This is a genomic window from Priestia sp. P1_B12_1, assembly GCF_056406695.1.
Genome location: NZ_JBFTZR010000001.1, coordinates 280,466 through 305,832, shown reverse-complemented (window position 1 = coordinate 305,832; position 25,367 = coordinate 280,466). Strand labels below are relative to the sequence as shown.

Sequence of the window (25,367 nt, the reverse complement as noted above, 5' to 3'; positions counted from 1 at the left end):
AAATGATGTTTGATCAGTTAAAAAACGGGGCACGCATTCGGGAACTTGCTGCAAAAGTAGAAAAACAAATTAAGCCCGTACATGAGAAAATTGACGAGCGCATTGAAGCAAATCAATTTCGGGTGCTGCAAAGCTTTCAGCAAAATCGAGTGAGTGATTCACATTTTAATCCGACAACGGGGTATGGATATGACGATCTAGGCCGCGATACGTTGGAGAAAGTATACGCGGATGTTTTTGGAACAGAAGCTTGCCTGGTGCGTCCGCAAATTATTTCAGGTACTCACGCAATTGGCATTTCGCTGTTTGGTGTACTGCGTCCTGGAGATGAACTATTATATATAACTGGAAAGCCTTATGACACTCTTGAAGAAATTGTTGGTATACGAGGAAGCGGCGTAGGCTCTTTAAAAGAATATAATATTAGCTATAAATCAGTAGATTTAACAGCGCAAGGTCAAGTGGATTTTGAAGAAGTGAAAGCGTCTATTCATGAGCACACAAAGATGATAGGCATTCAGCGCTCAAAAGGTTACGGCATTCGTCCTTCTTTTACAGTCGCGCAAATAAAAGAAATGATTTCTTTTGTAAAGAGTATTAAGCCTGACGTTATAGTATTTGTCGATAACTGCTACGGTGAATTTGTAGAAACAATCGAGCCAACGCATGTAGGAGCAGATTTGATGGCAGGGTCGCTTATTAAGAACCCCGGTGGAGGTCTTGCTAAAATCGGCGGCTATATTGCAGGACGAAAAGACCTAGTCGAAGCTTGTTCATACCGAATGACAACTCCTGGAATCGGTGCAGAAGCTGGAGCGACGCTGTATAGCTTACAAGAAATGTATCAAGGGTTCTTCTTGGCGCCGCACGTAGTCGGTCAAGCATTAAAAGGAGCGGTTTTCTCATCCGCTATGTTCGAAGAGCTAGGGATGCAAAGTGAGCCGAAGTGGAACAGTGAACGAACGGATTTAATTCAATCCGTGCAGTTCGATGACCGCGATAAAATGGTTTCTTTTTGTCAGGCTATTCAATTTGCTTCGCCAATTAATTCACACGTAACGGCCTATCCTGCTTATATGCCAGGGTACGAAGATGATGTGATTATGGCAGCTGGAACGTTTATACAAGGAGCAAGCCTTGAGCTGACGGCAGATGGACCTATCAGGCCTCCTTATGTCGCTTACGTGCAGGGCGGGTTAACGTATGCTCACGTAAAAGTAGCAATATGTATGGCAGTAGATCAAATGCTGACGAAAGAACTTTTATAAAATATAAGATAGAAAGACTATTTTCTCCCTGCTAAGAAAGAAAAGATAGGCTTATAAAAATAAACGAAGCGCTATTTATTTGTATAGAAGAAATGTTCAGAAAAATTTATGTTAGAATTACTAACATTCGGTTGACAGGTGAACTAACATAGCATACAATGTAAATAGTTAATCCAAAGGAGGAACTGAAATGAGTGACAACATTCGAAGAAATACGCCACTTTTCCCAATTGGAATTGTGATGCAGTTAACTGAGTTGTCGGCTCGCCAAATTCGCTACTATGAAGAACATGAATTAGTTGCACCAGTAAGAACAGAGGGAAATCGACGATTATTCTCATTTAACGATGTTGATAAGCTGCTTGAAATCCGTGATCTTATTGAACAAGGTGTAAACTTAGCAGGTGTAAAACAGCTGTTTCATCTTCAAAAGGAGCAAAAAGGGCATAAGCAAGAAGAAAAAGTTGTGGCAGCAACAGCAAAGCCAGAATTAACGGACGATGAATTGCGAAAAATGCTTCGTGCAGAACTTATGCAAGCAGGCCGTTTTAATCGAGCAACTTTAAATCAAGGAGATATGTCCAGGTTCTTTCATTAATAAAGTTATCAATATTTATGCCGTTCGTATATGAGGGGTATAGATTATAAATATTATATAGAGATTTAGGGGAGGATCACACGATGGCAAAGTACACAAAAGAAGATATTTTCCGCAAAGTTCAAGAAGAGAATGTAAAGTATATTCGTCTTCAGTTCACTGACATTTTAGGAACAATTAAAAACGTTGAAATTCCAGTAAGTCAATTAGAAAAAGCGTTAGACAACAAAATGATGTTTGACGGTTCTTCTATTGAAGGGTTTGTACGTATTGAAGAATCAGATATGTACCTATTCCCGGACATTGATACATTTGTTATTTTCCCTTGGACATCTGAAAAAGGTAAAGTAGCACGTTTTATTTGTGACATCTACAATGCAGATAGAACTCCGTTTGATGGCGATCCACGTAATAACTTAAAACGTGTGTTAAAAGAGATGGAAGAGTTAGGATTTACTGATTTTAACCTTGGACCTGAGCCAGAGTTCTTCTTATTCAAATTAGACGAAAAAGGCGAACCTACATTAGAATTAAATGATAAAGGTGGCTACTTCGACTTAGCGCCAACTGACCTTGGTGAAAACTGCCGTCGTGACATCGTATTAGAGCTTGAAGAAATGGGCTTTGAAATTGAAGCATCTCACCATGAGGTAGCTCCTGGACAACACGAGATTGACTTCAAATATGCTGCTGCATTAAAAGCTTGTGATGATATCCAAACGTTCAAACTTGTTGTAAAAACAATTGCACGTAAACATGGCTTACATGCTACATTTATGCCAAAACCATTATTTGGTGTGAATGGTTCAGGTATGCACTGTAACGTTTCATTATTTAAAGATGGTCAAAACGCATTTTATGATGAAAACGGTAATCTAGAGCTAAGTGATACTGCTCGTCAATTTATCGCAGGTATCATCAAGCACGCACACAGCTTTACAGCAGTAACAAATCCTACTGTAAACTCTTATAAGCGTCTAGTGCCTGGATATGAGGCTCCTTGTTATGTTGCATGGTCTGCTCGTAACCGTAGCCCATTAATCCGTATCCCAGCTTCTCGCGGCGTAGGAACTCGTGTTGAGGTACGTAGCGTAGACCCAGCTGCTAATCCATATTTAGCAATGGCTGTTCTATTAAAAGCTGGTTTAGATGGAATCAAGAACAACCTTGAAGCTCCAAAACCTATCGATCGTAATATCTATGTAATGACAAAAGAAGAGCGTGTTGAAGAAGGTATCGTAGATTTACCTGCAACATTAGCTCAAGCTTTAGATAGCTTCCAATCAAACGAAGTTATGGTTTCTGCATTAGGTGAACACTTAGCAGAGCACTTCGTTGAAGCGAAAGAAATCGAATGGGATATGTTCCGTACACAAGTTCATCCTTGGGAACGTGACCAATACATGAGCCAATATTAATTCTTAAAAGTCCGAGAGATCGTTTATACGTTCTCTCGGACTTTTTTGTTTTCAAAATGAATAACATTGCGCATATTAAATATTGAACTAAACTGTTCATAAAATAAGTATAGCTGCCTGTCGTACAATTTACGGGAGGCTTTTTATTGTTTTGTTAGATACAGGAAAGAATTTAGTTATATGAATTAAAAAGGATAAGCTTTTTGTCTCATTGAATCTATATGTAAAAGTAGTGTATAACAGATAGAGAGATTGTTTATGTGTTCACTCTGCACTTCAGTATAACTTCAGAGAATTTTCAGCCAGTCGTAGTATCATTAGAAAATACTGTTGGAGAGGAATGGAATGAAAATGCAAGAAGGAAATTTTTTCAAAGGTTTAGTAATAGGCATATTAATAAGCATTCCAATTTGGATTATTCTCATTGTTATAGGCGTTCTGCTTTTTAAATAGGTCTTAACGTTATAAATAATAGACCCTCTTGATCTATACTTTAATCAACCAGAATAGAATCTGGACCAAAAATATGTTAGGGGGGAGAGAAGATCCGCACGATGAATTGTGCGGATTTTTTTATTGGTAGGGTGAACGTAGATTTCATCTATTTAGTTGCTTCTAGCAGTTGATTGGAGGGAAAGGCGAAGACTCCTGCGGGAAAAGCGGAATAGGTGAGACCCCGCAGGAGCGCACGCGACGAGGAGGCTCACCAGCCGCCCGCGGAAAGCGAAGCCTTGCACGGAAATCAACAGCGATGTAACAAGCCATCCATACTAGCGCATTTATCCCATTTGTTCGTTTTTAGGTTGAAGTGATGTCGTTATGTCTCAATCTCCTTTTTTAGTAATTTTTCACTAAGTAGGCTAGTATACGTAGCACTTTTTTCCCCCATGCATATGTTAAAAATAAGGAGGGACAAGTAATATGAAAAAAATCTATCTTGATGCAGGACATGGTGGGGCAGACGCAGGAGCGGTTGGAGCAAACGGACTGTATGAAAAAAACTTAGTTTTAAAAATCCAACAATATTTAATAAGCTATTTAAATAGCATGTACAGTGATTTTACAATTAAAACCACTCGTACCACAGATGTTTTTTTATCGTTATCTCAGCGCGCTTCTCAAGCTAATTCGTGGGGCGCAGATGCATTTATGTCTATTCACGTAAATGCCGGTGGAGGAACAGGGTACGAAGATTATGTTTATAGAAGCGCTAGCAATGCCAGTAAAACGTTTCAATCGATTGTCCACGGCCAAGTACAGCCAGCGCTGCTGTCGTATAATCATCCGAATCGCGGTCGAAAATCAGCCAATTACGCGGTGCTTCGCTTAACAAATATGCCTGCAGTACTAACTGAAATAGCTTTTATTGATAACAGTACAGATGCAGCACTTCTTCAAAATGAAGCTTTTTTAAAAAGCATGGGTGAATCGTATGCAAAAGGAATTGCCGTATATTTAAATTTACCTCGTCGTGCAGTTCCAAACCCAAATCCAACACCAACTCCGAATCCATCGCCTTCTGAACCGGGTACAAAAACGTATACGATCAAGCAAGGAGATACGCTTTACAGTATTGCACAGAAGTACAAAATAACAGTACAGGCGCTTCAAGAAGCGAATACAGGGCTTTCTGATCCGTTAACACTGCAGGTTGGAAAAACAATCGTTATTCCTTCAGGAACTTCACCAATACCATCTCCAACACCACCTTCTGAACAATATCCACTTCCTAATGGAATTTTAAAACAAGGCGATTCTGGAGAAGCAGTGAAACAGATTCAAAGAGCATTAAACGCGGTTAATTTTAAAGTAGGGTCAGTAGACGGAATATATGGAGTACAAACGAAAGATGCAGTCAGACGTTTTCAGCTTGTGTATCTTCCTTATGATGTAGATGGCATTTATGGTCCTCAAACGAAAAACAAGCTAGCAGCCGTTTTAAAAGCAAAAAGTTAAAGAAAGCAGGTCTTCTGTAAGCAGGCAGAAGGCCTTTTGTTTTCCCCTTAAAAGCGCCTTAAGTACTATTTTATCGTTTACGTAAAATAATGCTTTACAAACCATTTGTACGGGAGTATATTATCTAAGAACAAAGGATAGTTATGAAAGAAACTTGTTATCAATCATACCCTTTAACCGAAAATTATATTGACCTGTTATCGCTTAATTCGTCAGAAGTGGGGGACCCAAATTTGTGCATTGTCACTTGGGGTGAATCCTTTTTTAAAAGGTAGGGCTACTCTCATAGCCCGAATCCGACAGCTAACCCCATAAGCGTTTTGGAGAGGAGGTTTAAGCTGTGTAAAAACGCTGAGAACCCTTAGTGTTTTTTTTGTGCGCTTTTTTAACATAAAAAGGTATTTTTTAGGGATAATATCACTTATTCATGAACTTGTAACGGAGCTTAGCAACGAACAGTGAATAGTAGCTAAGCAATCATCGGAGGGAAATTACGTGAACTATTCAGTTCTCAAGAGATTATTGATTGGAAAGCCGCTCAAAACAAAAGAGTTAGGCGATCAAAAGCTTAGTAAGCTTAAAGCGCTGGCTATTTTATCATCAGATGCCTTATCTTCAGTGGCTTATGGAACAGAACAGATTTTGATTGTCCTTGCAACAGTGGGCGTGCTTGCCTATTGGTATTCGATTCCAATTGCGATTGGGGTATTGGTGCTGCTGACGGCTTTAATTCTTTCATACCGTCAAATTATTTATGCGTATCCGCAAGGCGGAGGAGCTTATATTGTTTCCAAAACCAATTTAGGAGAAAATCCTGGGCTTATCGCTGGAGGATCACTGTTGGTGGATTATATTTTAACAGTTGCTGTGAGTGTTTCAGCAGGAACCGATGCTTTAACTTCGGCTTTTCCAACGCTGCATCATTACAATGTAGTAATTGCGTGTTTGCTGGTGATTTTTATTACCGTCTTAAATTTACGCGGTGTAACAGAATCCGCTTCTGTATTAGCTTATCCGGTTTATTTATTTGTTATTGCTCTTATTTTGTTAATAGCGGTAGGCTTTTTTAAAATAGCGACAGGTCAAGTTTCACCTGAGCTTCATCCATCTCTCGGTACAGTAGTGCCAGGTATTAGTTTGTTTTTATTATTAAAAGCTTTTTCATCAGGCTGTTCGGCATTGACAGGTGTAGAAGCTATTTCAAATGCAGTGCCTAACTTTAAAGAGCCAGGTGCAAAAAATGCGGTTCATACATTAATGCTGATGGGCGGTATTTTAGCCGTTTTATTTTCTGGCATCACGTTTTTAGCTTATTGGCTTGGTATTTCTCCAAAAGCAGATGAAACGGTTGTATCACAAATTGCATCGAGTGTGTTTGGACGAAATGGATTTTATTATTTTATTCAAGGTACAACAGCTCTAATTCTAGTGCTAGCGGCGAATACGGGCTTTTCAGCGTTCCCTTTGCTGGCTGTGAACTTATCGTCTGATAAATACATGCCAAGAATGTTTCAAATTCGTGGCGATCGACTAGGCTATTCAAATGGAATTGTGACCCTTGGAATTGCTTCTATTGTCTTAATCGTAGCTTTTAAAGGAGCGACTGAACAATTAATTCCTCTTTATGCAGTCGGGGTGTTTATTCCATTTACGCTTTCTCAAACAGGAATGATTGTCAAATGGCTTAGAGAAAAGCCGGCCGGCTGGCAAGGGAAGCTAACCATTAACTTAATTGGTGCCCTCATTACTTTAACGGTGCTAATCATTTTGTTTACAACGAAGTTTTCACAAGTATGGTCCGTGCTCATTTTCTTGCCGGTTATTGTCTATATTTTCCATCGCGTTCATACGCATTATGAAGCGGTAGGAGAACAGCTTCGCATTAAGCAAGGAGAAAAGATTGGAAAGCTTGAAGGAAGTGTGGTCATTGTTCCTGTAGCAGGAATGACAAAGGTAGTAGAAAATTCATTAAATTATGCAAGAACGATTGGTGATACCGTTATTGCAGTGCATGTGGCCTTTGATCGAGAAAGCGAAAAGAGAATGGAAGAGAAGTGGGAGAAGTGGCAGCCCGATATTCGTATTGTTACGTTTCATTCTCAATACCGCAGCTTAGTGCGGCCGCTGTTTCGATTCATCGATATGGCTGAGGAAAAAGCGCGGGAAAACAATATGGCTATTACGGTCGTTATTCCGCAATTCATTACGAAAAAAAGCTGGCAAAATATCCTGCACAATCAGTCCAGCCTACTGTTAAAAGCACATTTGCTTTACCGTAAAAACGTAATCGTTACAACTGTACCGTATCGTTTTAAAAAATAATGAAACATGACTAAAAACCTCCAACTTAGATGTTGGAGGTTTTTAATTTTTAAATTCACATACACTAACCGTAATCGAATCTCATCAAAGGCGCAAACGGAGGGATTGTATGAGTGAATTAATTAAATTGTTGCGAAAAGGAAATAAATCGGCTATGATGGCCGCTATAGTGAATACCATTATTTCCATTATTAAAGGGATTGCATTCGCTTTAACAGGGAATGTAGCAATGTTTGCTGAAACGATGCACAGCTTAGGAGATGCAGCTAATCAGTTTTTTGTCTTTATAGGTTCGGCATTAAGTAAAAAAGCCCCGACCAAACGATTTCCAAATGGTTTCGGCCGATTGGTTAATCTTGTTCTATTAGGAGCAGTTCTTGTAGTAGGGATTATGGCGTTTGAAACGATTAAAGAAGGATATCACCATATTCTTCATCCAACGAAGTCTTCAGGCTTTATTTTAAATATTGCAGTACTTGGCATCTCGGTATTGCTTGAGATGTTTGTCTTATTTAAGGCAATGAAAGAAATTTTGCACGATGTCGGAATGAATACCGCAGAGGTCAATGTTTTTACGCACAGCTTTGTTCATTTAAAGAAAGCAAAGCCAGCAACCAAGCTGGTCTTTATGGAAGATCTGGTAGCTACTGGAGGAGGCGTATTGGCGTTAATAGCCGTTTTCATTTCACGGTTTACACCTTTTCACCAAGCTGAAGGAATTGCTTCTATTTTAATTGGGCTTATGATGTTTTTTGTAGTAGGACGAGTATTTTTAGATAATGCTGCTGGAGCCCTTGGTGAAGCAGATAAAGAAATGGAAATAAAAATTGGCGCGATTGTCATGCAAGATGTACAAGTGCGTGATATTCAAACGTTAATGGTGATGAAAGAAGGGGAAGAGCTTCACGTTGAATTAAAAGTAGAAATTGATCCTTCTTTAACAGTGGCAGAAGCTGATGATATTAAAGATCGTCTGGAAAATCGTATTTTACAGGAAAAAGGAGTAACGGATGTCATTATTGAATTTGATGAAGATAATGGAATTCCGGACTGGGCGCCAAGTGATTTACAGCTTCAAAAAGAATAAAAACAAGGAAGAAAACAACTGTTTTCTTCCTTGTTTTTTTAGCTATATACTTTTTCACGTACGTTTGGAGAATCTGTTGAAGCTTTCGAGAAGTTAATGGTTTCACGTACAACGTAAATAGGTCTATTTTTACTTTCATCGTAAATTCTTGCGATGTATTGTCCGACTAAACCTAAACCAAGTAGCTGAATACCGCTAAAGAAGGTGATAGCTACCATAATAGAAGTCCAGCCAGGCTGAATATTTTTACCTATCAGCCAAACAACAATCGAATAACTTAACACTAAAAGTGATACAAAAACCGATAATAAGCCAATAACCATTACTAAACGCAAAGGCTTCGTTGAAAACCCAATAATTCCATCTGAAGCAAACTTGATCATCTTTTTTAAAGGATATTTTGTTTCACCAGCAAAGCGTTCATCACGCTCATATTCTACGTATGTTTGCCTGAAGCCAATCCAAGACATCATTCCTCGTACAAACCGATTGCGTTCAGTCATTTTTTTGAATACATCCGCTACTTTTCGGTCGATAATACGAAAATCTCCCGTATCTTTAGGGATTTCGATATCGGACATATAATTTAAAAAGCGATAAAAATACTTAGCCGTGGCTAATTTAAAAAAGGTCTCTCCGCTTCGTTTCTTGCGCTTTGCATATACAATTTCATAGCCTTGCTGCCATTTAGCAATTAATTCGGGAATCATTTCCGGCGGATCTTGTAAGTCCGCATCAATAATAACGATAGCATCACCTTGAGCATAATCAATGCCTGCTGTTACGGCAGTTTGGTGCCCGAAATTACGAGCAAAATCAATAACTTTTACGTTAGAATCCATAGCCGCTACGTCTTTCAAGATTTCAATTGTTCGGTCGGTGCTGCCGTCATTGACGAAAATGAATTCATAGTTAATGTGGTTTTTATGCATGACCGAAAGCAAGCGATTGTAGCATTCATTAGCTACTTCTTCTTCAAAATACATAGGTACCACGATTGAAATTAGTTCTTTCATGCTTTACCTCCTATCGAGCGATGGTTTGTGTGCTTAAACGTCCATATTTTATTAAGGAAAAAATTGATAAACATTCCTATACAAGTAGACAACAGTTGTCCGATTATTGGATTAGCAGGTGTATAGTGTACAAGAAGGAATAAGCAGCTTGTATTAATTGCTAAAGTAATAAGGTTTACGATGAAAAATTGAGCTAGCATCCATTTATGTACAGTTGCTTGAAACACCCACGATTTGTTCCAATAGTAGCTGTTTATAACGCCAATAAAATAAGATAGTACGTTAGCCAATATATAATTCATATCAAAATGAATGAGTGCTAAGTAACTGATAATAGTGAGCAGGGTATTCATTATACCTACAAAACCGAATTTCAGGAATTTTATCACGGTTGTATAATCCCTTCCATTTAATTTATCTCTTCACATTTTGTCTTGGGCTTATTTTTAGTAAATCGTACTATTAAATAGGATAGAATCACTGAAATACCAAATCCTTCGAGCAGCATAAAGCTTGGAAAAATAAAGAATCGATAGCGAGTTTGAATTTCAATAAGCAAGTGAATAAGAACGTATCCTATGATTAGTAATAAAAACAGTGTATATGGATATTTATCCTGCTTCCTCACGAATAAACATATAAGGCCAATAATGGAAAGAATAGTAGTTGAAACGTAAATGATTCTTTCATAACTTTGAGCAGCACTAATTAATTTCTCTTTATTAAAAGGTACATCTTCTTGAGGAGTTAATGAAATGCTCCAAAATGTAGATGCATCCGTTCCTCCCCACATATTTAGGAATTTAATGTGAAAGAGATCTAAAAGCTGCTCTTTATCTGCTACCCGTTCTTTAATTACCTCTTTTTCTGCTTCAGCTCGTTTTTCTCCAATTGGCATACCCATAAAACGACTAGCATCCTCTGAAGAATAGGAACCGCTTGTTTCGTAATTAAAGCCAATGACGAATTTCCATAAAGGATCTCTGTTACTTAAAGGATATTTAGAAATGCCGCTAGCTACAAAAGAATAGTTGATCAGCGCATTTGCAATAAAAAAAGTAGCCAGTATGCCTACGAGTTTTTTTCCTATTTTCTTTCGACGAGCTTTTAACTCAGCAGCATTCTTCGTTTTAATGTAAGGTTGAAGAATTTGCAAGATGAAATAAATGAAAACAGCGACGATAATAATGGGTCCTAGAGGACGCATTAAATTTCCTAACGACAATAGAAGGCCAATATAAAGCCAGCTAAACTTGTTATGAGCAAATCTTTTTATAATAAGGTAAAAAGCTGCATAAAATAAAAAAGTAGCTAAATGCTGATTAGTTAACACTGAGCTATAGAGAATGTTCGGAATGTAGAACGCATATAGAAAAGCTGCCATTCTCCCAGCAAGTTCGTTAAATACTTTCGCGCCAATTAAATAAATAAAAATAACGGTTCCAGTGGAATAAAAAATATTTAACAATTTTAATATGAAAATATTATCTCCAAAACAGCGAATAATAACAGATTCATAGAATGAAAAGCCTAGCTGATATACCCATGTAGTAAAATAAACGCTTTGGTTAAATTCATAATTTCCTTTTGCGATATTACGCGCGGCATCTAACATGACAAGAAAGTCAGATTTTACAGGCGTTTGAACAGAAAGCATCCATGCTAGTCGAATACCTAAGGTCAAAACGATCAGTGAAATAAAAAAAACAGTTTTGTTCATGTATCTACTTGCAATAGCTATTAGAAAAATGACAAGGAAAGTGATAAAGATTCCTTCAATAATAAATGAATTACTTAAAGCCAAGCCCTTTAATTCCAATGAATTTGTCATCGCATTATAACTGCCCCATAGAGACCATGTAAGAATAATGACACATAAAAAGATCAGGCTTTTGGATAAAAATGATTTAAGCATATTACCTCCTGCAAATTATTTCAAAGATAAGGTACAAAATTCCTACCCTATGATACCATATTTTATTATTTTGTATATATTTTTCTTATAGAGTATAATGTTAGATTGTTCTGAAATTACGACAGCGGCATAACGTTTGATAAAAGGGTAAGCCGAGTAGGAAAACGATTTTGTAATAGAAAAAGCTGTTTGCATCCATACGTATGCGAACAGCTTTTATGTTTTAAACCGATCTTTTAATAAATTCCATAGGGAACTCACTCCGAGACTAATGCTGATCAGAATTCCTGACAGAGCTACTATTAAAGCGATATATTCAAAGATAGAAAACTGCTTCATGCTATCCCAATTGATGTTTCCCTTTAGTTTGCTAATAACTAAATTCATTCCGTAAATACCGGAAAGAACCGTATAAATCGTTAAAATTAATAATAAGTAATTGTGACGTTTGGCTGCGATTTTCTCTTGATTTTGGTACAAAGTACCAAGGGTTTCTTTGACTTCTTGATAAAGAGAATTGATATGAAAGATTTTTTTAAAGAGCTCAGAAAACTCTTGACCTTCTGTGCGAGAGCTAATTTCTAAAAATAAATATTTACCTGAAAACACGGTAATAGAGCGGATTAGTCGTTCAATGCCCTCTGAATTTTTATGAAACGTGAGCTGCGAATATTCATAAGATAATTTTAGCAACACGATTTTATAGAAAAAATGTAAAAATAAATTATAGTAATGCTGGCCAAATAGATGATTCATCAAAAGCTGATCCGTTTTAGAGTCTGTCGATTTAGAAATACACGAAAACACATGGTCTGTTATGACGTAATAGGTTTCAGGAGCCCACCTTTCATACACGTGTTTAGTATTATACGTTTTAATATACTCATGATTGTGTGCAGAAATAAACGCTTTCCCGTCAGGCGTATAGCTATTTAGCTGCCCAGTACGAAATAAAGTTGTGGAATTAATTTCTTGCTCTTGATTTACCGTTACATAACTTAACACAAACATCCGTTCATCGATAAAATAAGGAAGGCTCCCAACGTGCTGTTCACGCGTGGCTTCTTTCTTGATGTGTTCGTTCAAAAATGGCGCAAGCTGTGAAAAAATATAATCTTGCACTTTGCTATAGCGATGATGTTCATAGGTAATGGTGGATCCATGCTCTTCAGCAAGCTTCGGTTCTAGTACACGAAAATGATTCATGAATTCTAAAATATCATCATAGGTGTAATGATTATGGCTCATCTCAGTGCGAATGGTCATGACGCCAATTTCAAAAGGACATAAAAAAACATCCACAGACAGCACGTTGCTAGACACGGTGGTGGAGGAAGTGTGTAACGTAATAGTATGGTCTATTTTTTTGGAAAATCGAAGCAACCCTTCTTTTTCGCACGAGTCAGGGAATAGAATGCATTCAATGTAAGGAAGAAAATATTGATCCAGGCTATCATGAGATACGTAATACTGTTCTCCGTAGTATTCTTTTTCTAAATGTTTTTTTTGAATGGAAAAAAATTCGAACAAATTTTCTTTTAGTGCATGAACAAGCTGCTCTTTATTTTTTCGGTCAAAGGAAAAAGGAAAAAGAAACATGTTCATTGCTTTGGTAGGTACGATGGTTTGAAATGGTTCTGTTTTCCTTGGTGTATTGGTCATAAACTACATCCTTCTTATGGTCGGTTGTATTTCCTTGTAAGAGTCGAGGAAATGCAGATAGAAAGTAAAAGGTGAAACAAGCTTTACAAAAACCGTTCTACCTGCCTGCGGTGATTCAACGTATCATTTATAATATGCCAATTTTTTTAGAAAACAAACGTAAAAAAACCAACTAACATCATGATTAGTTGGTTTTACATACAGTGTCTGATTAGTGAATCGTGCGATATACACCAGTTACTTTTCCTAAAATCGTTACGTGGCGAAGAATAATAGGCGCCATCGTTGAATTTTCAGGCTGTAAACGAACGAAATTTTCTTCTTTAAAGAAACGTTTTACCGTTGCTTCGTTGTCCTCGGTCATAGCGACCACAATATCTCCATTATTAGCTGTTTGCTGCTGACGTACGATTACCATATCGCCATCTAGAATACCTGCTTCAATCATACTTTCTCCCATAATTTCAAGCATAAATACATGATCATCTGGAGAAACGAATTTATCTGGAAGAGGGAAATATTCTTCCACATTTTCAACGGCTGTTATAGGAAGACCCGCTGTTACTTTACCGATAACAGGAACATTAATGACATTGCTTTTAGGGATGTTTACTTCATCTAGTTGAAGAACTTCGATTGCTCTTGGTTTTGTTGGATCTCTGCGAATTAACCCTTTGCTTTCTAAACGAGCTAAATGCCCGTGTACAGTGGAGCTAGAGGCTAATCCTACCGCTTCCCCAATCTCGCGAACAGAAGGCGGATAACCTTTTAATTTTACTTCGTGCTTAATAAAATCTAGTATGTCTTGTTGACGTTTTGATAGCTTCATATTTTTCACCTCGATTTTAGCTATTCTTTAGGTGAATTATACCACGTGATGTGTCAATATACAAACATAAGTTCGAAGAATTCCATTGACAGAAACAAATGTTCTCAATAAAATAAGAACATATATTCTGATAGGGGGATCATAATATGCAACAATTCTTACATTCTATGAAACATTACGCTATTTTTTTTGCAGCAATCGCTGCACTTACATATGTATTGACGCTGGTTTTAGGAGCGGATAAAGTAGATTTAGACAAATATTCAACGGTTACTATTACAAAAGGAGATACGCTTTGGGACTTGTCCAACAAGTATCATAATCACCACCATTTGACCACCAATGAATTTGTTAAATGGGTTGAAGACGTCAATGATTTAAACTCAGACACTGCCCAGTCTTTATCTCCTGGAGATAAATTATATATTCCTGTTTTAAAACAAGAGTTACATAATCAAGTGGCAATTGAACAGTAGTGTGTAACGGCCGTTCCTGAATATTGTTAGAAGCCGAAAAGGTCGTGATAAAAGTGGACGCCATTATTTATTGCCGTGTCAGTACGGATAAAAAAACCCAAGAAACATCTTTACAGCGCCAGCAAGAAGAATTAAAAAAGCTTGCTGGTCTTCACCATCTAGACGTAAAAAAAGTCGTGATGGAAAAAGCAAGCGGATATGACGTAGACAGAGAGGGTATTTTGGATGTTCTTCATACAATGAAAGAAGAGAAGATCTCTGTGCTGCTTATTCAAGACGAAACACGATTAGGCAGAGGAAATGCCCGAATTGCGCTGCTTCATGCTTTTCATAAAGAAAATGCTACCATCTATACGATTAGTCATCAAGGTCAGCTTCAGCTTTCAGAATCTGATTCAATGGTGTTAGATATTATTAGCTTAGTGGAAGAGCATCAGCGGAAATTACATAATGCTAAAATTAGAAGAGGAATGAAAAGAGCCGTAGAAAACGGTTATCGTCCGCAGAAAAATTTAAAAAATCAAGGAGTTAACTCGGGAAGGGAAAAAAAAGAAGCGCCTATTGAAGAAATTGTCCGCCTTCGTCATAACGGCTTAACCTTTGCTGAAATTTCAGTTACGCTAAAGGGTTTTGGCTATAATATTTCAAAAGCGACGGTACATCGCCGCTATCAAGAGTACCAAGAGAGTGCTCAATCTCTTGATAAAACGAAAGAGATTTAGTAAGATGACTACATGTTGCCGAAGCGGTTCGGTAATTTTAATTATTGATTATAAGGAGATAGGTTTTATATGCTATCAAAAGATAAACTTGCTCGTATTAATGCTCTTTCAAAAAAGGCAAAGGCTGAAGGTCTGACAGAATCTGAAGCGAAAGAACAGCAAGAGCTACGTCAGGAATATTTAAAAGTTTTCCGACAATCTATGACAAATCACCTTCATACGATTAAAGTTGTGGACGAAGAAGGTAAAGATGTTACGCCTAAGAAGTTAAAAGAGAGTAAAAAGAAGCGTCTTCACTAAGACGTTCTAGTAAAACTAGAGGGAGTGTTCCCTCTAGTTTTTTGTATATTTTTAATAAGGGGCACAAAAACTGTAAAAGTGGAAATTTTTTTGGTTCAAGTATTGTACAAATAAGCAAATCATTAGTATGATAACATATGTACATAGTTTTGAAAGGAATGAAGAGTATGACACAACGTATTGAAGATCTTTCGATTGCAACAATTCGTACTTTATCAATCGATGCGATTGAAAAAGCAAATTCAGGTCACCCAGGTATGCCAATGGGAGCTGCTCCAATGGCATATACATTGTGGACAAAATTCATGAACATCAATCCAAAGAATCCAAACTGGTTCAACCGTGACCGCTTTGTATTATCAGCAGGACACGGATCGGCACTATTATACAGCTTGCTTCATTTAGCTGGATATGACTTATCAATTGAAGACCTTAAAAACTTCCGTCAATGGGGAAGTAAAACACCAGGTCATCCAGAGTTCGGTCATACAGCAGGTGTTGATGCAACAACTGGTCCACTAGGACAAGGTATTGCAATGGCTGTTGGTAAAGCAATGGCAGAACGTCATTTAGCTGAAACATACAACAAAGAAGGTTTAGAAATTGTAGACCACTTTACGTATGGTATCTGTGGTGACGGAGACTTAATGGAAGGTGTATCTGCTGAAGCAGCTTCATTAGCGGCACACTTAAAATTAGGACGTTTAGTTGTTTTATACGATTCAAATGATATTTCTTTAGACGGAGATTTAGATCGCTCGTTCTCTGAGAACGTAGAAGATCGTTTCAAAGCTTACGGATGGCAAGTAATCCGCGTTGAAGACGGCAATGACTTGACAGCGATTGCAAACGCAATTGAAGAAGCAAAAGGCGATTTAACACGCCCAACGCTAATTGAAGTAAAAACAACAATCGGATTTGGTTCTCCAAACCACGCGGGTACTTCTGGCGTGCACGGTTCTCCATTAGGTTCCGATGAAACAAAATTAACAAAAGAAGCTTATGCATGGACATTTGAAGAAGATTTCTATGTGCCAGAAGAAGTGTATGCTCACTTCAAAGCTACAATTGCTGAAGATGGCCAAAAGAAAGAAAACGAATGGAACGATGTATTTGCACAGTATAAAGAAAAATATCCTGAACTAGGTCGTCAATTTGAACTAGCAGTAGAAGGAAAGTTACCGGAAGGCTGGGAAGAAACGCTTCCAGCATACGAAACGGGTTCAAGCTTAGCTAGCCGTGCTTCTTCTGGAGAAGTATTAAACGCAGTAGCACAAGCTGTACCTCAATTCTTCGGCGGTTCAGCTGACTTAGCTGGCTCAAATAAAACAATGATTAAAGGTTCAGAAGACTTCACTGCAGCTGATTACAGCGGACGTAATATCTGGTTCGGTGTACGTGAATTTGCAATGGGAGCTGCATTAAACGGTATGGCTCTACACGGCGGTGTAAAAGTATTTGGAGGAACATTCTTTGTATTCTCTGATTATCTTCGCCCAGCAATTCGCTTAGCAGCTTTAATGAAGCTTCCTGTAACATATGTATTCACACATGATAGTATCGCAGTTGGAGAAGACGGCCCAACACATGAGCCAATTGAACAATTGCCATCACTTCGTGCAATGCCAGGTCTTTCAGTGGTTCGTCCTGCAGATGCAAATGAAACAGCTGCTGCATGGCGCTTAGCATTAGAGTCAACTGACCGCCCAACGGCGCTTGTATTGACTCGTCAAAACTTGCCAACGCTTGAAGGTACAAAAGAAAATGCATACGAAGGCGTGTCTAAAGGTGCGTACGTTGTATCTAAAGCTGGTAAAGACCAAGCGGATGCATTAATACTTGCAACAGGCTCTGAAGTAAGCCTAGCAGTAGAAGCACAAAAAGCATTAGCTGCAGAAGGCATTGACGTATCTGTAGTAAGTATGCCTGCATGGGATCGTTTCGAAGAGCAATCTGCTGAGTACAAAGAAAGTGTTATCCCTAAATCAGTGAAAAAACGTTTAGGTATTGAAATGGCTTCTACACTTGGCTGGGAACGCTATGTTGGAGACGAGGGACAAGTTCTTGGTATTAATCACTTCGGTGCATCTGCTCCTGGTGAAACAATCATGAAAGAATTTGGTTTTACAGTTGAAAATGTAGTAGCAAAAGTGAAAAGCTTGCTTAATGCATAATTCTTTTTCATAAGAAAGAGCAGACTCCTGTGGTCTGCTCTTTTTTTTCGACAAAAAAACAAAGGAATTTTTTCATCGATAGACAAGCATTGCGTACACCATTCGGTATAATGGTACAAAAAAGAACGAGCCGAAAGGGAGGATGAATCGTGAGAACGTATGAAGTATATTTAATGGAGGAAGAAGTTGCATCATCCTATTTTCGAAGAGAAAAGCTCATTTATCAGCTGCTGATTGAATATAGAATGAAACGTCACTTGCAGGAAACGCACTTACAAAAACAAGTTCATTACATTACTCGCCAACTGCCCATTTCATTTATTCAACGAGAATTGCTTCAGGCGTTTTCTCATTATCCTCATTTTTTTACTCATCAAGAGACGTTTGTGCTGGAATATCCTCATAAAAAAAGTCGAGCATCTATAAAATTAACGAATCGCTGTATAACAATTGAAGGAGATGGCAATGTTGATGCTGAGACAGCTTTTTTTGAAGTATTACGCAAGCTAGATCCTTGTTTTTTAGCAGTGAATTATGGAACGGATGAATACGGCTGGCTGAGGCCTGTGAAAACAAGAAAATTTGTGTAATTATTTAAGGAAATTGGAACGGAAATATTGTATAATAGCGTATGGTCTAGTACACTGTAAGTTAGACAACACGAAGGAGGAAGTAATACCATGGGAATGTATATTCTAGTTGGTGTTCTAGCATTAATTGTTGGGATAGCGCTAGGATTTTTCATTGCTCGTAAATATATGATGAGCTATCTGAAGAAAAATCCACCAATTAATGAACAAATGTTAAAAATGATGATGATGCAAATGGGCATGAAACCATCGCAGAAAAAAATTAACCAAATGATGAAAGCAATGAACGGCCAAATTAAATAATGGTTAATTGGACAGACACTCTCTATTCAGAAGGGTGTCTTTTGTTTTAAGATAGAGATAAGAAAATGGTTGTGGGGCTAGGGGGATACGATGAAAATTTTTCGAGAGTTATGGTGGTTTTTCAAACAGGAAAAAAAGTCTTACATAACGGGGGTAGCGCTGCTCATTATTGTCGCAGCATTAGAACTTCTCCCGCCTAAAATTATTGGTTTAACGGTAGATGGCATTAAAGAAGGGACGCTGAATGGAAAGCGCTTAATGCAGATGGTTGGCATTTTGCTAGGAGCTGCTGTTGTGGCCTATTTCACAAGATACATATGGCGTATTATGATATTTGGTTCATCTGTTAAACTAGCCAAGCAGCTGAGAAATACCCTCTACACTCATTTTACCAAGATGAATCAGGCCTTTTATCAAAGGCGGCGAATTGGGGATTTGATGGCCCATGCAACAAACGATATTCAAGCTATTCAACAAACTGCAGGTTCGGGCGTTTTGACACTCGTGGATTCCATTGTCACAGGAGGGCTTGTTCTATGCACAATGGCCCTCACAATCAGCTGGAAATTAACGCTTATTTGCCTTATTCCTATGCCGCTTATGGCCGTTTTAACAAGTTACTATGGTACATTGCTTCATGCGCGGTTTCATCACGCACAAGCAGCATTTTCTACTTTAAATGATAAGGTTCAAGAAAGCATTAGCGGGATTAAAGTCATTAAGACGTTTGGGGAAGAAGCAGCTGATGTCGAAGAATTTCGCATCAAGTCTGCAGATGTTGTCCAAAAGAACATGAAAGTAGCCCGAATAGATGCATTGTTTGATCCGACCATTTCGATTATTGTAGCACTTTCTTTTTTACTTGCTCTTATTTTTGGCAGCAAGATGGTTATTAGTGAAGAGTTAACACTGGGGCAGCTTGTTACCTTTACAACTTATTTAGGCCTTCTTATTTGGCCGATGCTCGCGTTTGGCTGGCTATTTAACATTATGGAACGTGGAAGAGCATCATATGACAGGGTATTTTCTTTATTAAAAGAAGAAAATTCGATTGAAGAAGCAGCATATCCTAGTGTTGAAATGCCAACAGGAAATATTGAAGCTGTTATTCATAGGTTTTCGTATGGTAAAGAAGACGAATATACGTTAAACGAAATTTATTTTACACTTTCTCGCGGTCAAACGTTAGGTATTGTCGGAAAGACGGGTGCTGGGAAAACCACGCTTTTAAAGCTGCTGCTTCGTGAATTTGATGTAAGAGACGGAGCTGTTTTATGGGGAGGAAAAGATATTAAAGACTATGCTTTTGATTCATTGTACAAAAGCCTTGGATATGTTCCTCAAGATCACTTTTTGTTTTCAACAACAGTTGCTGATAATATCGCTTTTGGAAAAAGAGAAGCAAGCAAGCAAGAGATTGAAGAAGCGGCTAAAGTTGCCAATGTACATAGAGACATCCTTGATTTTACAGATGGCTATCAAACAATAGTAGGCGAAAAAGGCGTTTCGTTATCGGGTGGACAAAAACAGCGTATCTCGATTGCAAGAGCTCTTCTATTAGATCCTGAGCTTTTAATTTTAGACGACTCGCTATCAGCGGTAGATGGAAAAACGGAAGCGAGTATTTTACAAGCGCTGAAGCAGAAACGTCAAAATCGAACAACGATTATTACAGCGCATCGGCTGAGCTCGGTTACTCATGCAGACCTGATTCTTGTACTTGATAAAGGGAAAATTATTCAGCGAGGAACTCATGAGGAACTGCTTAGCGTGAGCGGCTGGTACCAGGATATGTACGATAGACAGCAGCTTGAGCGTGCGGTAGAAGAAGGAGAGACGAAAAATGAAAATTGAGCATTCTTCGGTACATAAACGTCTGTTTCGCTATACAATTCCGCATAAAAAATCATTTTTTTTAGCGTTCACACTATTATTAATTGCTACGGCTGCGGATTTATTAGGGCCCATTTTGATTAAAATTTTCATTGACGATTATTTAACTCCTAAGTATTTGCCTCTTCAGCCTCTTGTGTGGCTTGCAAGCAGTTATTTGCTTTTACAGCTTTTAAAAATTGTCGTTCAATACTTTCAGCTTCTGCAGTTCCAAAAAATTGCGCTTCAAATTATTCAGCAGATTCGAATTGACGTTTTTTCTCATGTTCATCGCCTGGCTCTTCGCTTTTTTGACAACACGCCAACAGGAAGCCTGGTATCTCGAATTACAAATGACACGGAAGCCATGAAAGAAATGTTTGTGGAAGTCATCGCGGTTTTTATTCAAAATGGGGTGTTTTTGGTCGGTATTTTTATAGCCATGTTTATGCTAGATGTGAAACTGGCTTTTTATTGTTTAGTTCTTCTCCCGTTCATTTGGGGACTTATGAAGCTTTATCAGCATTTCAGCGCTATTTACTACGGACAGCTTCGAGAGAAACTAAGCCAGTTAAATGCCAAGCTTCATGAGTCTTTGCAAGGCATGTCTATTATTCAGTTATTTCGTCAAGAAAAGCGGCTGCGCTCGGAGTTTGAAGAAATCAATGATGAACATTACAAAGCGGGGATGCGCAATATTAAGTTGGATGGTTTGCTGCTAAGGCCGGCAGTCGAAATTCTTTACATTTTAGCCGTTATTCTTGTGCTCAGTTATTTTGGTATTTCCGTAGCTGACAGTCCTGTTAAAATTGGTGTTCTTTACGCGTTTATCAACTATTTGGATCGTTTTTTTGAGCCTGTTAATGAAATGATGCAGCGTCTTTCTATGTATCAGCAAGCGATGGTATCAGCCTCTCGGGTATTTGACTTGATGGATGAAAAAGAAAAAAATCCAGTCATGACAGGAGAACAAAAGCAGGGGGTACAAAAAGGAACGGTAGAATTCAGAAACGTAACGTTTTCCTATGATGGTGTTCGAGATGTACTTTCTGATATATCGTTTACGGTAAATGAAGGAGAAACAGTGGCTTTAGTAGGCCATACGGGAAGCGGGAAAAGCTCCATCATTAATTTATTAATGCGTTTTTATGAGCAGCAAAAAGGAGACATTTTGATCGATAATAAACCGCTATCGTCTTTTTCAAATAAACAGCTTCGAGATAAGGTAGGGCTGGTGCTTCAAGATGCCTTTTTATTTGCAGATACCGTAAAACGAAATATTACGCTGCACGAAGACCATTTTTCTGATGAACAAGTAAAAGCAGCGGCGGAATTTGTGCAAGCTCATGCATTTATCGAAGCTCTTCCTAATAAGTATAATGAAGTGCTAGTCGAAAGAGGTTCCACTTTATCAAGCGGCCAGCGTCAGCTCTTAGCATTTGCAAGAACGGTCATCCGGAATCCTAAAATCCTTATTCTTGATGAAGCAACAGCACACATTGATACAGAAACAGAAGAAGCGATTCAAGAAGTGTTAAGAGATATGGGAAAAGGCCGTACAACAATTGCGATTGCCCATCGTTTATCCACTATTCAACACGCCGACTGTATTTTAGTACTGCATAAAGGAAAAATCGTCGAAAAAGGCACACATACTGAACTGCTAAACAAAGGCGGTTTGTACTATAATATGTATCAGCTTCAGCACAGTGAAAAAGAGGAGAATTTCAGCAAAGAAACAGGAGTAAAAGAGACTTATACAGAATTGATAGAGTGAAGGCAAAAAAAGAAACAACCTTCATGGAGAGGTTGTTTCTGTCGTTTGAGCAGGGAATTCATTGTAAACGTTTAATAAATGATCTAATTCTTGACTATGTTTAATAGCAGGTGGAGAGTTTAATCCACTTACTCGGACTATGCGGATGAGTTCTTCTCGTTTCTTTTCAATCGCTAATAGAATATCTTTTTTGGCCAATGCTATGTATCCCTTCTAACAAGTCGTTTACCTAATTATACAAGATAATGGTACTATTTGAAAGAAGTGAGATAAGACAATTTGGTTACAAAATGGTAACGAAAAAGAACAAAAAGAACAAAAAAGGGAAGTGTGAAATGTGGGAGATTTAAATTTGTTTTTGGCATTTGGCGCAGGTTTTTTATCGTTTATTTCACCTTGCTGTTTGCCTTTGTACCCAGCTTTTTTATCGTACATAACGGGAGTATCAGTTAGCGAGCTAAAGGAAGGCGCTAAGTCACATCAGCGAAAAGCTTTTATTCACACAGCTTTCTTTTTGCTTGGGTTTTCTGTCATTTTTATTATGATTGGTTTTGCGACGTCTTTTATTGGTCAGTGGTTTTTTAACTATAAGGATTTAATCCGGCAGATTGGCGCTATTCTTATTATTTTCTTTGGTCTAGTTGTACTAGGGATTTTTAAGCCTCGCATTCTTATGCAAGAACATAAGCTTAGATTCGCAAATAAGCCGGCTGGTCTCTTAGGTTCTTCTTTCATAGGCATGGCGTTTGCTGCGGGCTGGACTCCGTGCACGGGCCCTATTTTAGTATCGGTTATGGCGCTTGCAGCGACAAACCCAGGCTCTGGCCTTTTGTATATGATAGCTTATTCACTTGGATTTTCTATTCCATTTTTTATCATGACGTTTTTTATTGGGAAAATGAACTGGTTAAAAAAACATATGAATTCCATGATGAAAGTTGGCGGATACGCAATGATTGGCATGGGATTTATTTTGTATTTTGACTGGATGACAAAAATTATTATTTATACAACGAGCGTATTTGGAGGGTTTACGGGCTTTTAAAAAGGGAAAATGATACAAAAAGAATCTGAGAATTGGCAGATTCTTTTTATTTTTCAAAAGACAAAATAGTTACTTTCGCTCTTAGGAAATATACAAGAATATGGGGTGAAAAAATATATAGAAAAAATTTATTTTTACTATATCTTCTATAAATACGGAGTGATACAATGAAATCGTCATATTTTTAATTGTTAAAAAGAGGTGTATAAATTGAAAGATATTTTGTTAATCTTGCTTTTGCAACTGATCTATGTACCGATCTTGACGCTGCGCACAATTTTTTTAGTCAAAGGTATGAGTATGTATGCCTCGGTTTTTGGATTTGTTGAAGCGTTAATTTATGTATTCGGCTTATCTCTTGTATTTTCAGGAGATCAAAGCACGCTTGCTATGGTTGTATATGCAGTTGGGTTTGGAGTGGGAATTATCCTTGGAAGTTATATCGAATCTAGGCTTGCTATCGGATATACAACATTCTTAGTTAACCTTATGACCAAAAATGAAGAGTTGATTAACCGCCTTCGACAGGAAGGTTTTGGTGTTACTGTTTACCAAGGAGAAGGAAGAGACAGTGCACGCTATAGATTAGACATTTTAACAAAAAGAAGTAGAGAAGAAGAGCTATTAGCATTCATTGAAGAATATGAGCCTCGTGCTTTCATTATTTCATACGAGCCGCGTAAATTTAAAGGCGGGTTCTTACTAAAAGCAATGAAAAAGCAAAAACAAAAACAAAAAGCAAAAGCAGATATCACCTCTACTAAATAAAAACAGAAGAGATCCTCTTCTGTTTTTTTGTTGCACTTTTACTTCTGATGTTTTTTGGATTATAATATAAGTAAACACTAAACTATAGTAAAGGAAGGATTTCATTGGTTATTGCTTCAACACTTGTCGCAATTTTTATGGCTTCTTTCATATTAGTTGTTCGAATGAAAGCTGCTGATAAACCAACGAATGCAAAAAAAATTATACTTCCGCCTTTTTTTATGAGTACGGGAGCGTTAATGTTTATTTTTCCAATGTTTCGAGTAACGGGTGCAGAACTGCTTGAGGCGTTAATAGCAGGCATGATTTTCTCAATCCTGTTAATTAAAACGTCTAAATTTGAAATTCGTGACGATCATATTTACTTGAAGCGTTCAAAAGCTTTTGCATTCATTATTATTGGTTTGCTTATTATTCGAATTGCAATGAAAATATATTTAAGTTCTTCAATTGATGTTGGCCAGCTTGGCGGTATGTTCTGGATTTTAGCATTTGGTATGATTGTACCTTGGCGCATTGCGATGTACACATCGTACAAAAAGCTCGAACGAAAGCTGCATAATGATCGTCTTGCTAATACAACAATATTAAACTAAAAAAGGTGGCTACGCAGCCACCTTTTTTGATTTAAAATAAATGCTGATAGGGGACGGCATCTATTTTTTGTTTTTTTAATGTTTTTAATAAAAATTTATGATCACGTTTAGGCGTAGCTAAAATGTATCCACGTACGATTAAGTCTTCCGTTATAGAGGCTGCTTGTTCCTCAATTGCGAGTTCCCCAATTTTCCCCGCGATTTTTTGTTTGGCTACATCGCGAAACAGTTCAGGTACTGGTTCAACAAGAACGGTTAATAGCTGCTTTTGATCAGCTGACCAAAGGTGGACGGTTTTGGAAAGATAGTGATCTTGCCAATCAAGCTCAGACATGCCGTCTTCTTTTGGTAAGCGCTTTAAAAACTTCCTGAACATAAAAAATCCGCCGATAGCAAACATGCTCATTAAAAAGACTACCCAAAATAAAATAACCCATAAAAACCAGCCCTCTAGCATATTTTTCACTCCTTTATAAAGAGGTCACTCCTAATATTACTATATTTATACATTTATTATAAAAGTCTTGTTCCTTTTATGGCAATATAAAATTCCTGTACTTTGTGCGAGAGGGAAGTCGTTTTTGACTCATCGATAAGTTTATATAGACTCATTAATGAGTGAATTATCGTTAGAATTGTCTAAAAATGCTTATTTTTCAGCTTTTTAAAAGTT

Annotated in this window: 25 protein-coding genes and 1 riboswitch; of the genes, 18 read left to right on the top strand and 7 right to left on the bottom strand. The window is 37.8% G+C overall.

What is annotated here, in order from left to right; all coding sequences use genetic code 11:
* The first annotated feature begins 5 nt into the window (after positions 1–5).
* The 7 genes from AC1D0Y_RS01645 (at position 6) to AC1D0Y_RS01615 (ending at position 8,649) form a co-directional block, all read left to right on the top strand.
* Entirely contained in the window at positions 6–1,268 is a 1,263-nt protein-coding gene (locus AC1D0Y_RS01645; protein ID WP_025750257.1) for a methionine gamma-lyase family protein, read from the top strand.
* Positions 1,269–1,458: 190 nt separating this feature from the next.
* Positions 1,459–1,866, top strand: a complete 408-nt coding sequence (locus tag AC1D0Y_RS01640; protein WP_013058786.1) for a MerR family transcriptional regulator — start codon at positions 1,459–1,461, stop codon at positions 1,864–1,866.
* An 83-nt stretch (positions 1,867–1,949) separates the two neighbouring features.
* On the top strand, positions 1,950–3,284 hold the full coding sequence (glnA, locus tag AC1D0Y_RS01635) for a type I glutamate--ammonia ligase (RefSeq protein WP_013084732.1): 1,335 nt from the start codon (positions 1,950–1,952) through the stop codon (positions 3,282–3,284).
* Between the two features lie 622 nt (positions 3,285–3,906).
* Complete coding sequence (locus AC1D0Y_RS01630; protein ID WP_255293578.1) at positions 3,907–4,041, top strand: hypothetical protein; 135 nt, start codon at positions 3,907–3,909, stop codon at positions 4,039–4,041.
* Positions 4,042–4,205: 164 nt separating this feature from the next.
* Positions 4,206–5,240, top strand: a complete 1,035-nt coding sequence (locus AC1D0Y_RS01625) for an N-acetylmuramoyl-L-alanine amidase (RefSeq protein ID WP_060746000.1) — start codon at positions 4,206–4,208, stop codon at positions 5,238–5,240.
* Between the two features lie 191 nt (positions 5,241–5,431).
* A riboswitch (cyclic di-AMP (ydaO/yuaA leader) is annotated at positions 5,432–5,573 on the top strand.
* 162 nt (positions 5,574–5,735) lie between these two features.
* Positions 5,736–7,562 (top strand): APC family permease, encoded by a 1,827-nt coding sequence (locus tag AC1D0Y_RS01620; RefSeq protein WP_060746001.1) that lies wholly within the window; start codon positions 5,736–5,738, stop codon positions 7,560–7,562.
* Positions 7,563–7,671: 109 nt separating this feature from the next.
* A complete protein-coding gene (locus AC1D0Y_RS01615; RefSeq protein WP_098331922.1) occupies positions 7,672–8,649 on the top strand; it encodes a cation diffusion facilitator family transporter in 978 nt (325 codons plus the stop codon).
* 38 nt (positions 8,650–8,687) lie between these two features.
* Here AC1D0Y_RS01615 and AC1D0Y_RS01610 read toward each other — a convergent pair whose 3' ends face one another.
* The 5 genes from AC1D0Y_RS01610 to lexA all read right to left on the bottom strand — a co-directional run bounded on the left by AC1D0Y_RS01610 (position 8,688) and on the right by lexA (position 14,071).
* Entirely contained in the window at positions 8,688–9,665 is a 978-nt protein-coding gene (locus tag AC1D0Y_RS01610; RefSeq protein WP_013084727.1) for a glycosyltransferase family 2 protein, read from the bottom strand.
* On the bottom strand, positions 9,662–10,054 hold the full coding sequence (locus tag AC1D0Y_RS01605) for a GtrA family protein (protein ID WP_060746004.1): 393 nt from the start codon (positions 10,052–10,054) through the stop codon (positions 9,662–9,664). The genes AC1D0Y_RS01610 and AC1D0Y_RS01605 overlap by 4 nt, the downstream gene beginning before the upstream one ends.
* Before the next feature lie 20 nt (positions 10,055–10,074).
* The gene (locus AC1D0Y_RS01600; protein WP_477707312.1) at positions 10,075–11,580 is read right to left on the bottom strand and encodes a glycosyltransferase family 39 protein; all 1,506 of its coding nucleotides are present in this window, start codon (positions 11,578–11,580) and stop codon (positions 10,075–10,077) included.
* Positions 11,581–11,796: 216 nt separating this feature from the next.
* Entirely contained in the window at positions 11,797–13,242 is a 1,446-nt protein-coding gene (locus AC1D0Y_RS01595; RefSeq protein ID WP_028410870.1) for a magnesium transporter CorA family protein, read from the bottom strand.
* Positions 13,243–13,453: 211 nt separating this feature from the next.
* Entirely contained in the window at positions 13,454–14,071 is a 618-nt protein-coding gene (gene lexA, locus AC1D0Y_RS01590) for a transcriptional repressor LexA (RefSeq protein WP_013058778.1), read from the bottom strand.
* 146 nt (positions 14,072–14,217) lie between these two features.
* Here lexA and yneA point away from each other — a divergent pair, with 146 nt between their 5' ends.
* The 8 genes from yneA to AC1D0Y_RS01550 all read left to right on the top strand — a co-directional run bounded on the left by yneA (position 14,218) and on the right by AC1D0Y_RS01550 (position 22,285).
* Positions 14,218–14,547 (top strand): cell division suppressor protein YneA, encoded by a 330-nt coding sequence (yneA, locus tag AC1D0Y_RS01585; RefSeq protein WP_028410871.1) that lies wholly within the window; start codon positions 14,218–14,220, stop codon positions 14,545–14,547.
* A gap of 53 nt (positions 14,548–14,600) precedes the next feature.
* Positions 14,601–15,269: a YneB family resolvase-like protein gene (locus AC1D0Y_RS01580; protein WP_028410872.1), complete on the top strand. Its 669-nt coding sequence runs from the start codon at positions 14,601–14,603 to the stop codon at positions 15,267–15,269.
* A 69-nt stretch (positions 15,270–15,338) separates the two neighbouring features.
* Complete coding sequence (locus AC1D0Y_RS01575) at positions 15,339–15,569, top strand: DUF896 domain-containing protein (RefSeq protein WP_013058775.1); 231 nt, start codon at positions 15,339–15,341, stop codon at positions 15,567–15,569.
* 167 nt (positions 15,570–15,736) lie between these two features.
* Complete coding sequence (gene tkt, locus AC1D0Y_RS01570; protein ID WP_013058774.1) at positions 15,737–17,743, top strand: transketolase; 2,007 nt, start codon at positions 15,737–15,739, stop codon at positions 17,741–17,743.
* Positions 17,744–17,892: 149 nt separating this feature from the next.
* Positions 17,893–18,333 carry a sporulation inhibitor of replication protein SirA gene (gene sirA, locus AC1D0Y_RS01565; RefSeq protein ID WP_013084721.1) on the top strand — a complete coding sequence of 147 codons (441 nt, stop codon included), beginning with the start codon at positions 17,893–17,895 and terminating at the stop codon, positions 18,331–18,333.
* A gap of 90 nt (positions 18,334–18,423) precedes the next feature.
* Complete coding sequence (locus AC1D0Y_RS01560) at positions 18,424–18,636, top strand: YneF family protein (RefSeq protein WP_013058772.1); 213 nt, start codon at positions 18,424–18,426, stop codon at positions 18,634–18,636.
* A gap of 90 nt (positions 18,637–18,726) precedes the next feature.
* Positions 18,727–20,490, top strand: coding sequence for an ABC transporter transmembrane domain-containing protein (locus AC1D0Y_RS01555; RefSeq protein WP_477707311.1), 1,764 nt, complete (start codon positions 18,727–18,729; stop codon positions 20,488–20,490).
* Positions 20,480–22,285 (top strand): ABC transporter ATP-binding protein, encoded by a 1,806-nt coding sequence (locus AC1D0Y_RS01550; protein ID WP_477707310.1) that lies wholly within the window; start codon positions 20,480–20,482, stop codon positions 22,283–22,285. The genes AC1D0Y_RS01555 and AC1D0Y_RS01550 overlap by 11 nt, the downstream gene beginning before the upstream one ends.
* A 21-nt stretch (positions 22,286–22,306) precedes the next feature.
* Here the strand turns inward: AC1D0Y_RS01550 and AC1D0Y_RS01545 are convergent, their stop codons facing one another.
* On the bottom strand, positions 22,307–22,483 hold the full coding sequence (locus AC1D0Y_RS01545; RefSeq protein ID WP_014458520.1) for an aspartyl-phosphate phosphatase Spo0E family protein: 177 nt from the start codon (positions 22,481–22,483) through the stop codon (positions 22,307–22,309).
* Positions 22,484–22,622: 139 nt separating this feature from the next.
* On the opposite strand from AC1D0Y_RS01545, the gene AC1D0Y_RS01540 reads away from it, so the two are divergent.
* The 3 genes from AC1D0Y_RS01540 to AC1D0Y_RS01530 all read left to right on the top strand — a co-directional run bounded on the left by AC1D0Y_RS01540 (position 22,623) and on the right by AC1D0Y_RS01530 (position 24,694).
* Positions 22,623–23,330, top strand: a complete 708-nt coding sequence (locus AC1D0Y_RS01540) for a cytochrome c biogenesis CcdA family protein (RefSeq protein WP_028410875.1) — start codon at positions 22,623–22,625, stop codon at positions 23,328–23,330.
* A gap of 210 nt (positions 23,331–23,540) precedes the next feature.
* Positions 23,541–24,098, top strand: coding sequence for a DUF2179 domain-containing protein (locus tag AC1D0Y_RS01535; RefSeq protein WP_013058767.1), 558 nt, complete (start codon positions 23,541–23,543; stop codon positions 24,096–24,098).
* Between the two features lie 104 nt (positions 24,099–24,202).
* The gene (locus tag AC1D0Y_RS01530) at positions 24,203–24,694 is read left to right on the top strand and encodes a CcdC family protein (RefSeq protein ID WP_013058766.1); all 492 of its coding nucleotides are present in this window, start codon (positions 24,203–24,205) and stop codon (positions 24,692–24,694) included.
* Positions 24,695–24,725: 31 nt separating this feature from the next.
* Here the strand turns inward: AC1D0Y_RS01530 and AC1D0Y_RS01525 are convergent, their stop codons facing one another.
* Entirely contained in the window at positions 24,726–25,151 is a 426-nt protein-coding gene (locus AC1D0Y_RS01525) for a DUF2621 domain-containing protein (protein ID WP_477707309.1), read from the bottom strand.
* Positions 25,152–25,367 lie beyond the last annotated feature (216 nt).

Coding starts and splice junctions, on each gene's coding strand:
- AC1D0Y_RS01645 (WP_025750257.1), top strand. CDS start 6: ATGTTTGATCAGTTAAAAAACGGGGCACGCATTCGGGAACTTGCTGCA.
- AC1D0Y_RS01640 (WP_013058786.1), top strand. CDS start 1,459: ATGAGTGACAACATTCGAAGAAATACGCCACTTTTCCCAATTGGAATT.
- glnA (WP_013084732.1), top strand. CDS start 1,950: ATGGCAAAGTACACAAAAGAAGATATTTTCCGCAAAGTTCAAGAAGAG.
- AC1D0Y_RS01625 (WP_060746000.1), top strand. CDS start 4,206: ATGAAAAAAATCTATCTTGATGCAGGACATGGTGGGGCAGACGCAGGA.
- AC1D0Y_RS01615 (WP_098331922.1), top strand. CDS start 7,672: ATGAGTGAATTAATTAAATTGTTGCGAAAAGGAAATAAATCGGCTATG.
- AC1D0Y_RS01610 (WP_013084727.1), bottom strand. CDS start 9,665: ATGAAAGAACTAATTTCAATCGTGGTACCTATGTATTTTGAAGAAGAA.
- AC1D0Y_RS01600 (WP_477707312.1), bottom strand. CDS start 11,580: ATGCTTAAATCATTTTTATCCAAAAGCCTGATCTTTTTATGTGTCATT.
- AC1D0Y_RS01595 (WP_028410870.1), bottom strand. CDS start 13,242: ATGACCAATACACCAAGGAAAACAGAACCATTTCAAACCATCGTACCT.
- lexA (WP_013058778.1), bottom strand. CDS start 14,071: ATGAAGCTATCAAAACGTCAACAAGACATACTAGATTTTATTAAGCAC.
- yneA (WP_028410871.1), top strand. CDS start 14,218: ATGCAACAATTCTTACATTCTATGAAACATTACGCTATTTTTTTTGCA.
- AC1D0Y_RS01575 (WP_013058775.1), top strand. CDS start 15,339: ATGCTATCAAAAGATAAACTTGCTCGTATTAATGCTCTTTCAAAAAAG.
- tkt (WP_013058774.1), top strand. CDS start 15,737: ATGACACAACGTATTGAAGATCTTTCGATTGCAACAATTCGTACTTTA.
- AC1D0Y_RS01560 (WP_013058772.1), top strand. CDS start 18,424: ATGGGAATGTATATTCTAGTTGGTGTTCTAGCATTAATTGTTGGGATA.
- AC1D0Y_RS01555 (WP_477707311.1), top strand. CDS start 18,727: ATGAAAATTTTTCGAGAGTTATGGTGGTTTTTCAAACAGGAAAAAAAG.
- AC1D0Y_RS01550 (WP_477707310.1), top strand. CDS start 20,480: ATGAAAATTGAGCATTCTTCGGTACATAAACGTCTGTTTCGCTATACA.
- AC1D0Y_RS01525 (WP_477707309.1), bottom strand. CDS start 25,151: ATGCTAGAGGGCTGGTTTTTATGGGTTATTTTATTTTGGGTAGTCTTT.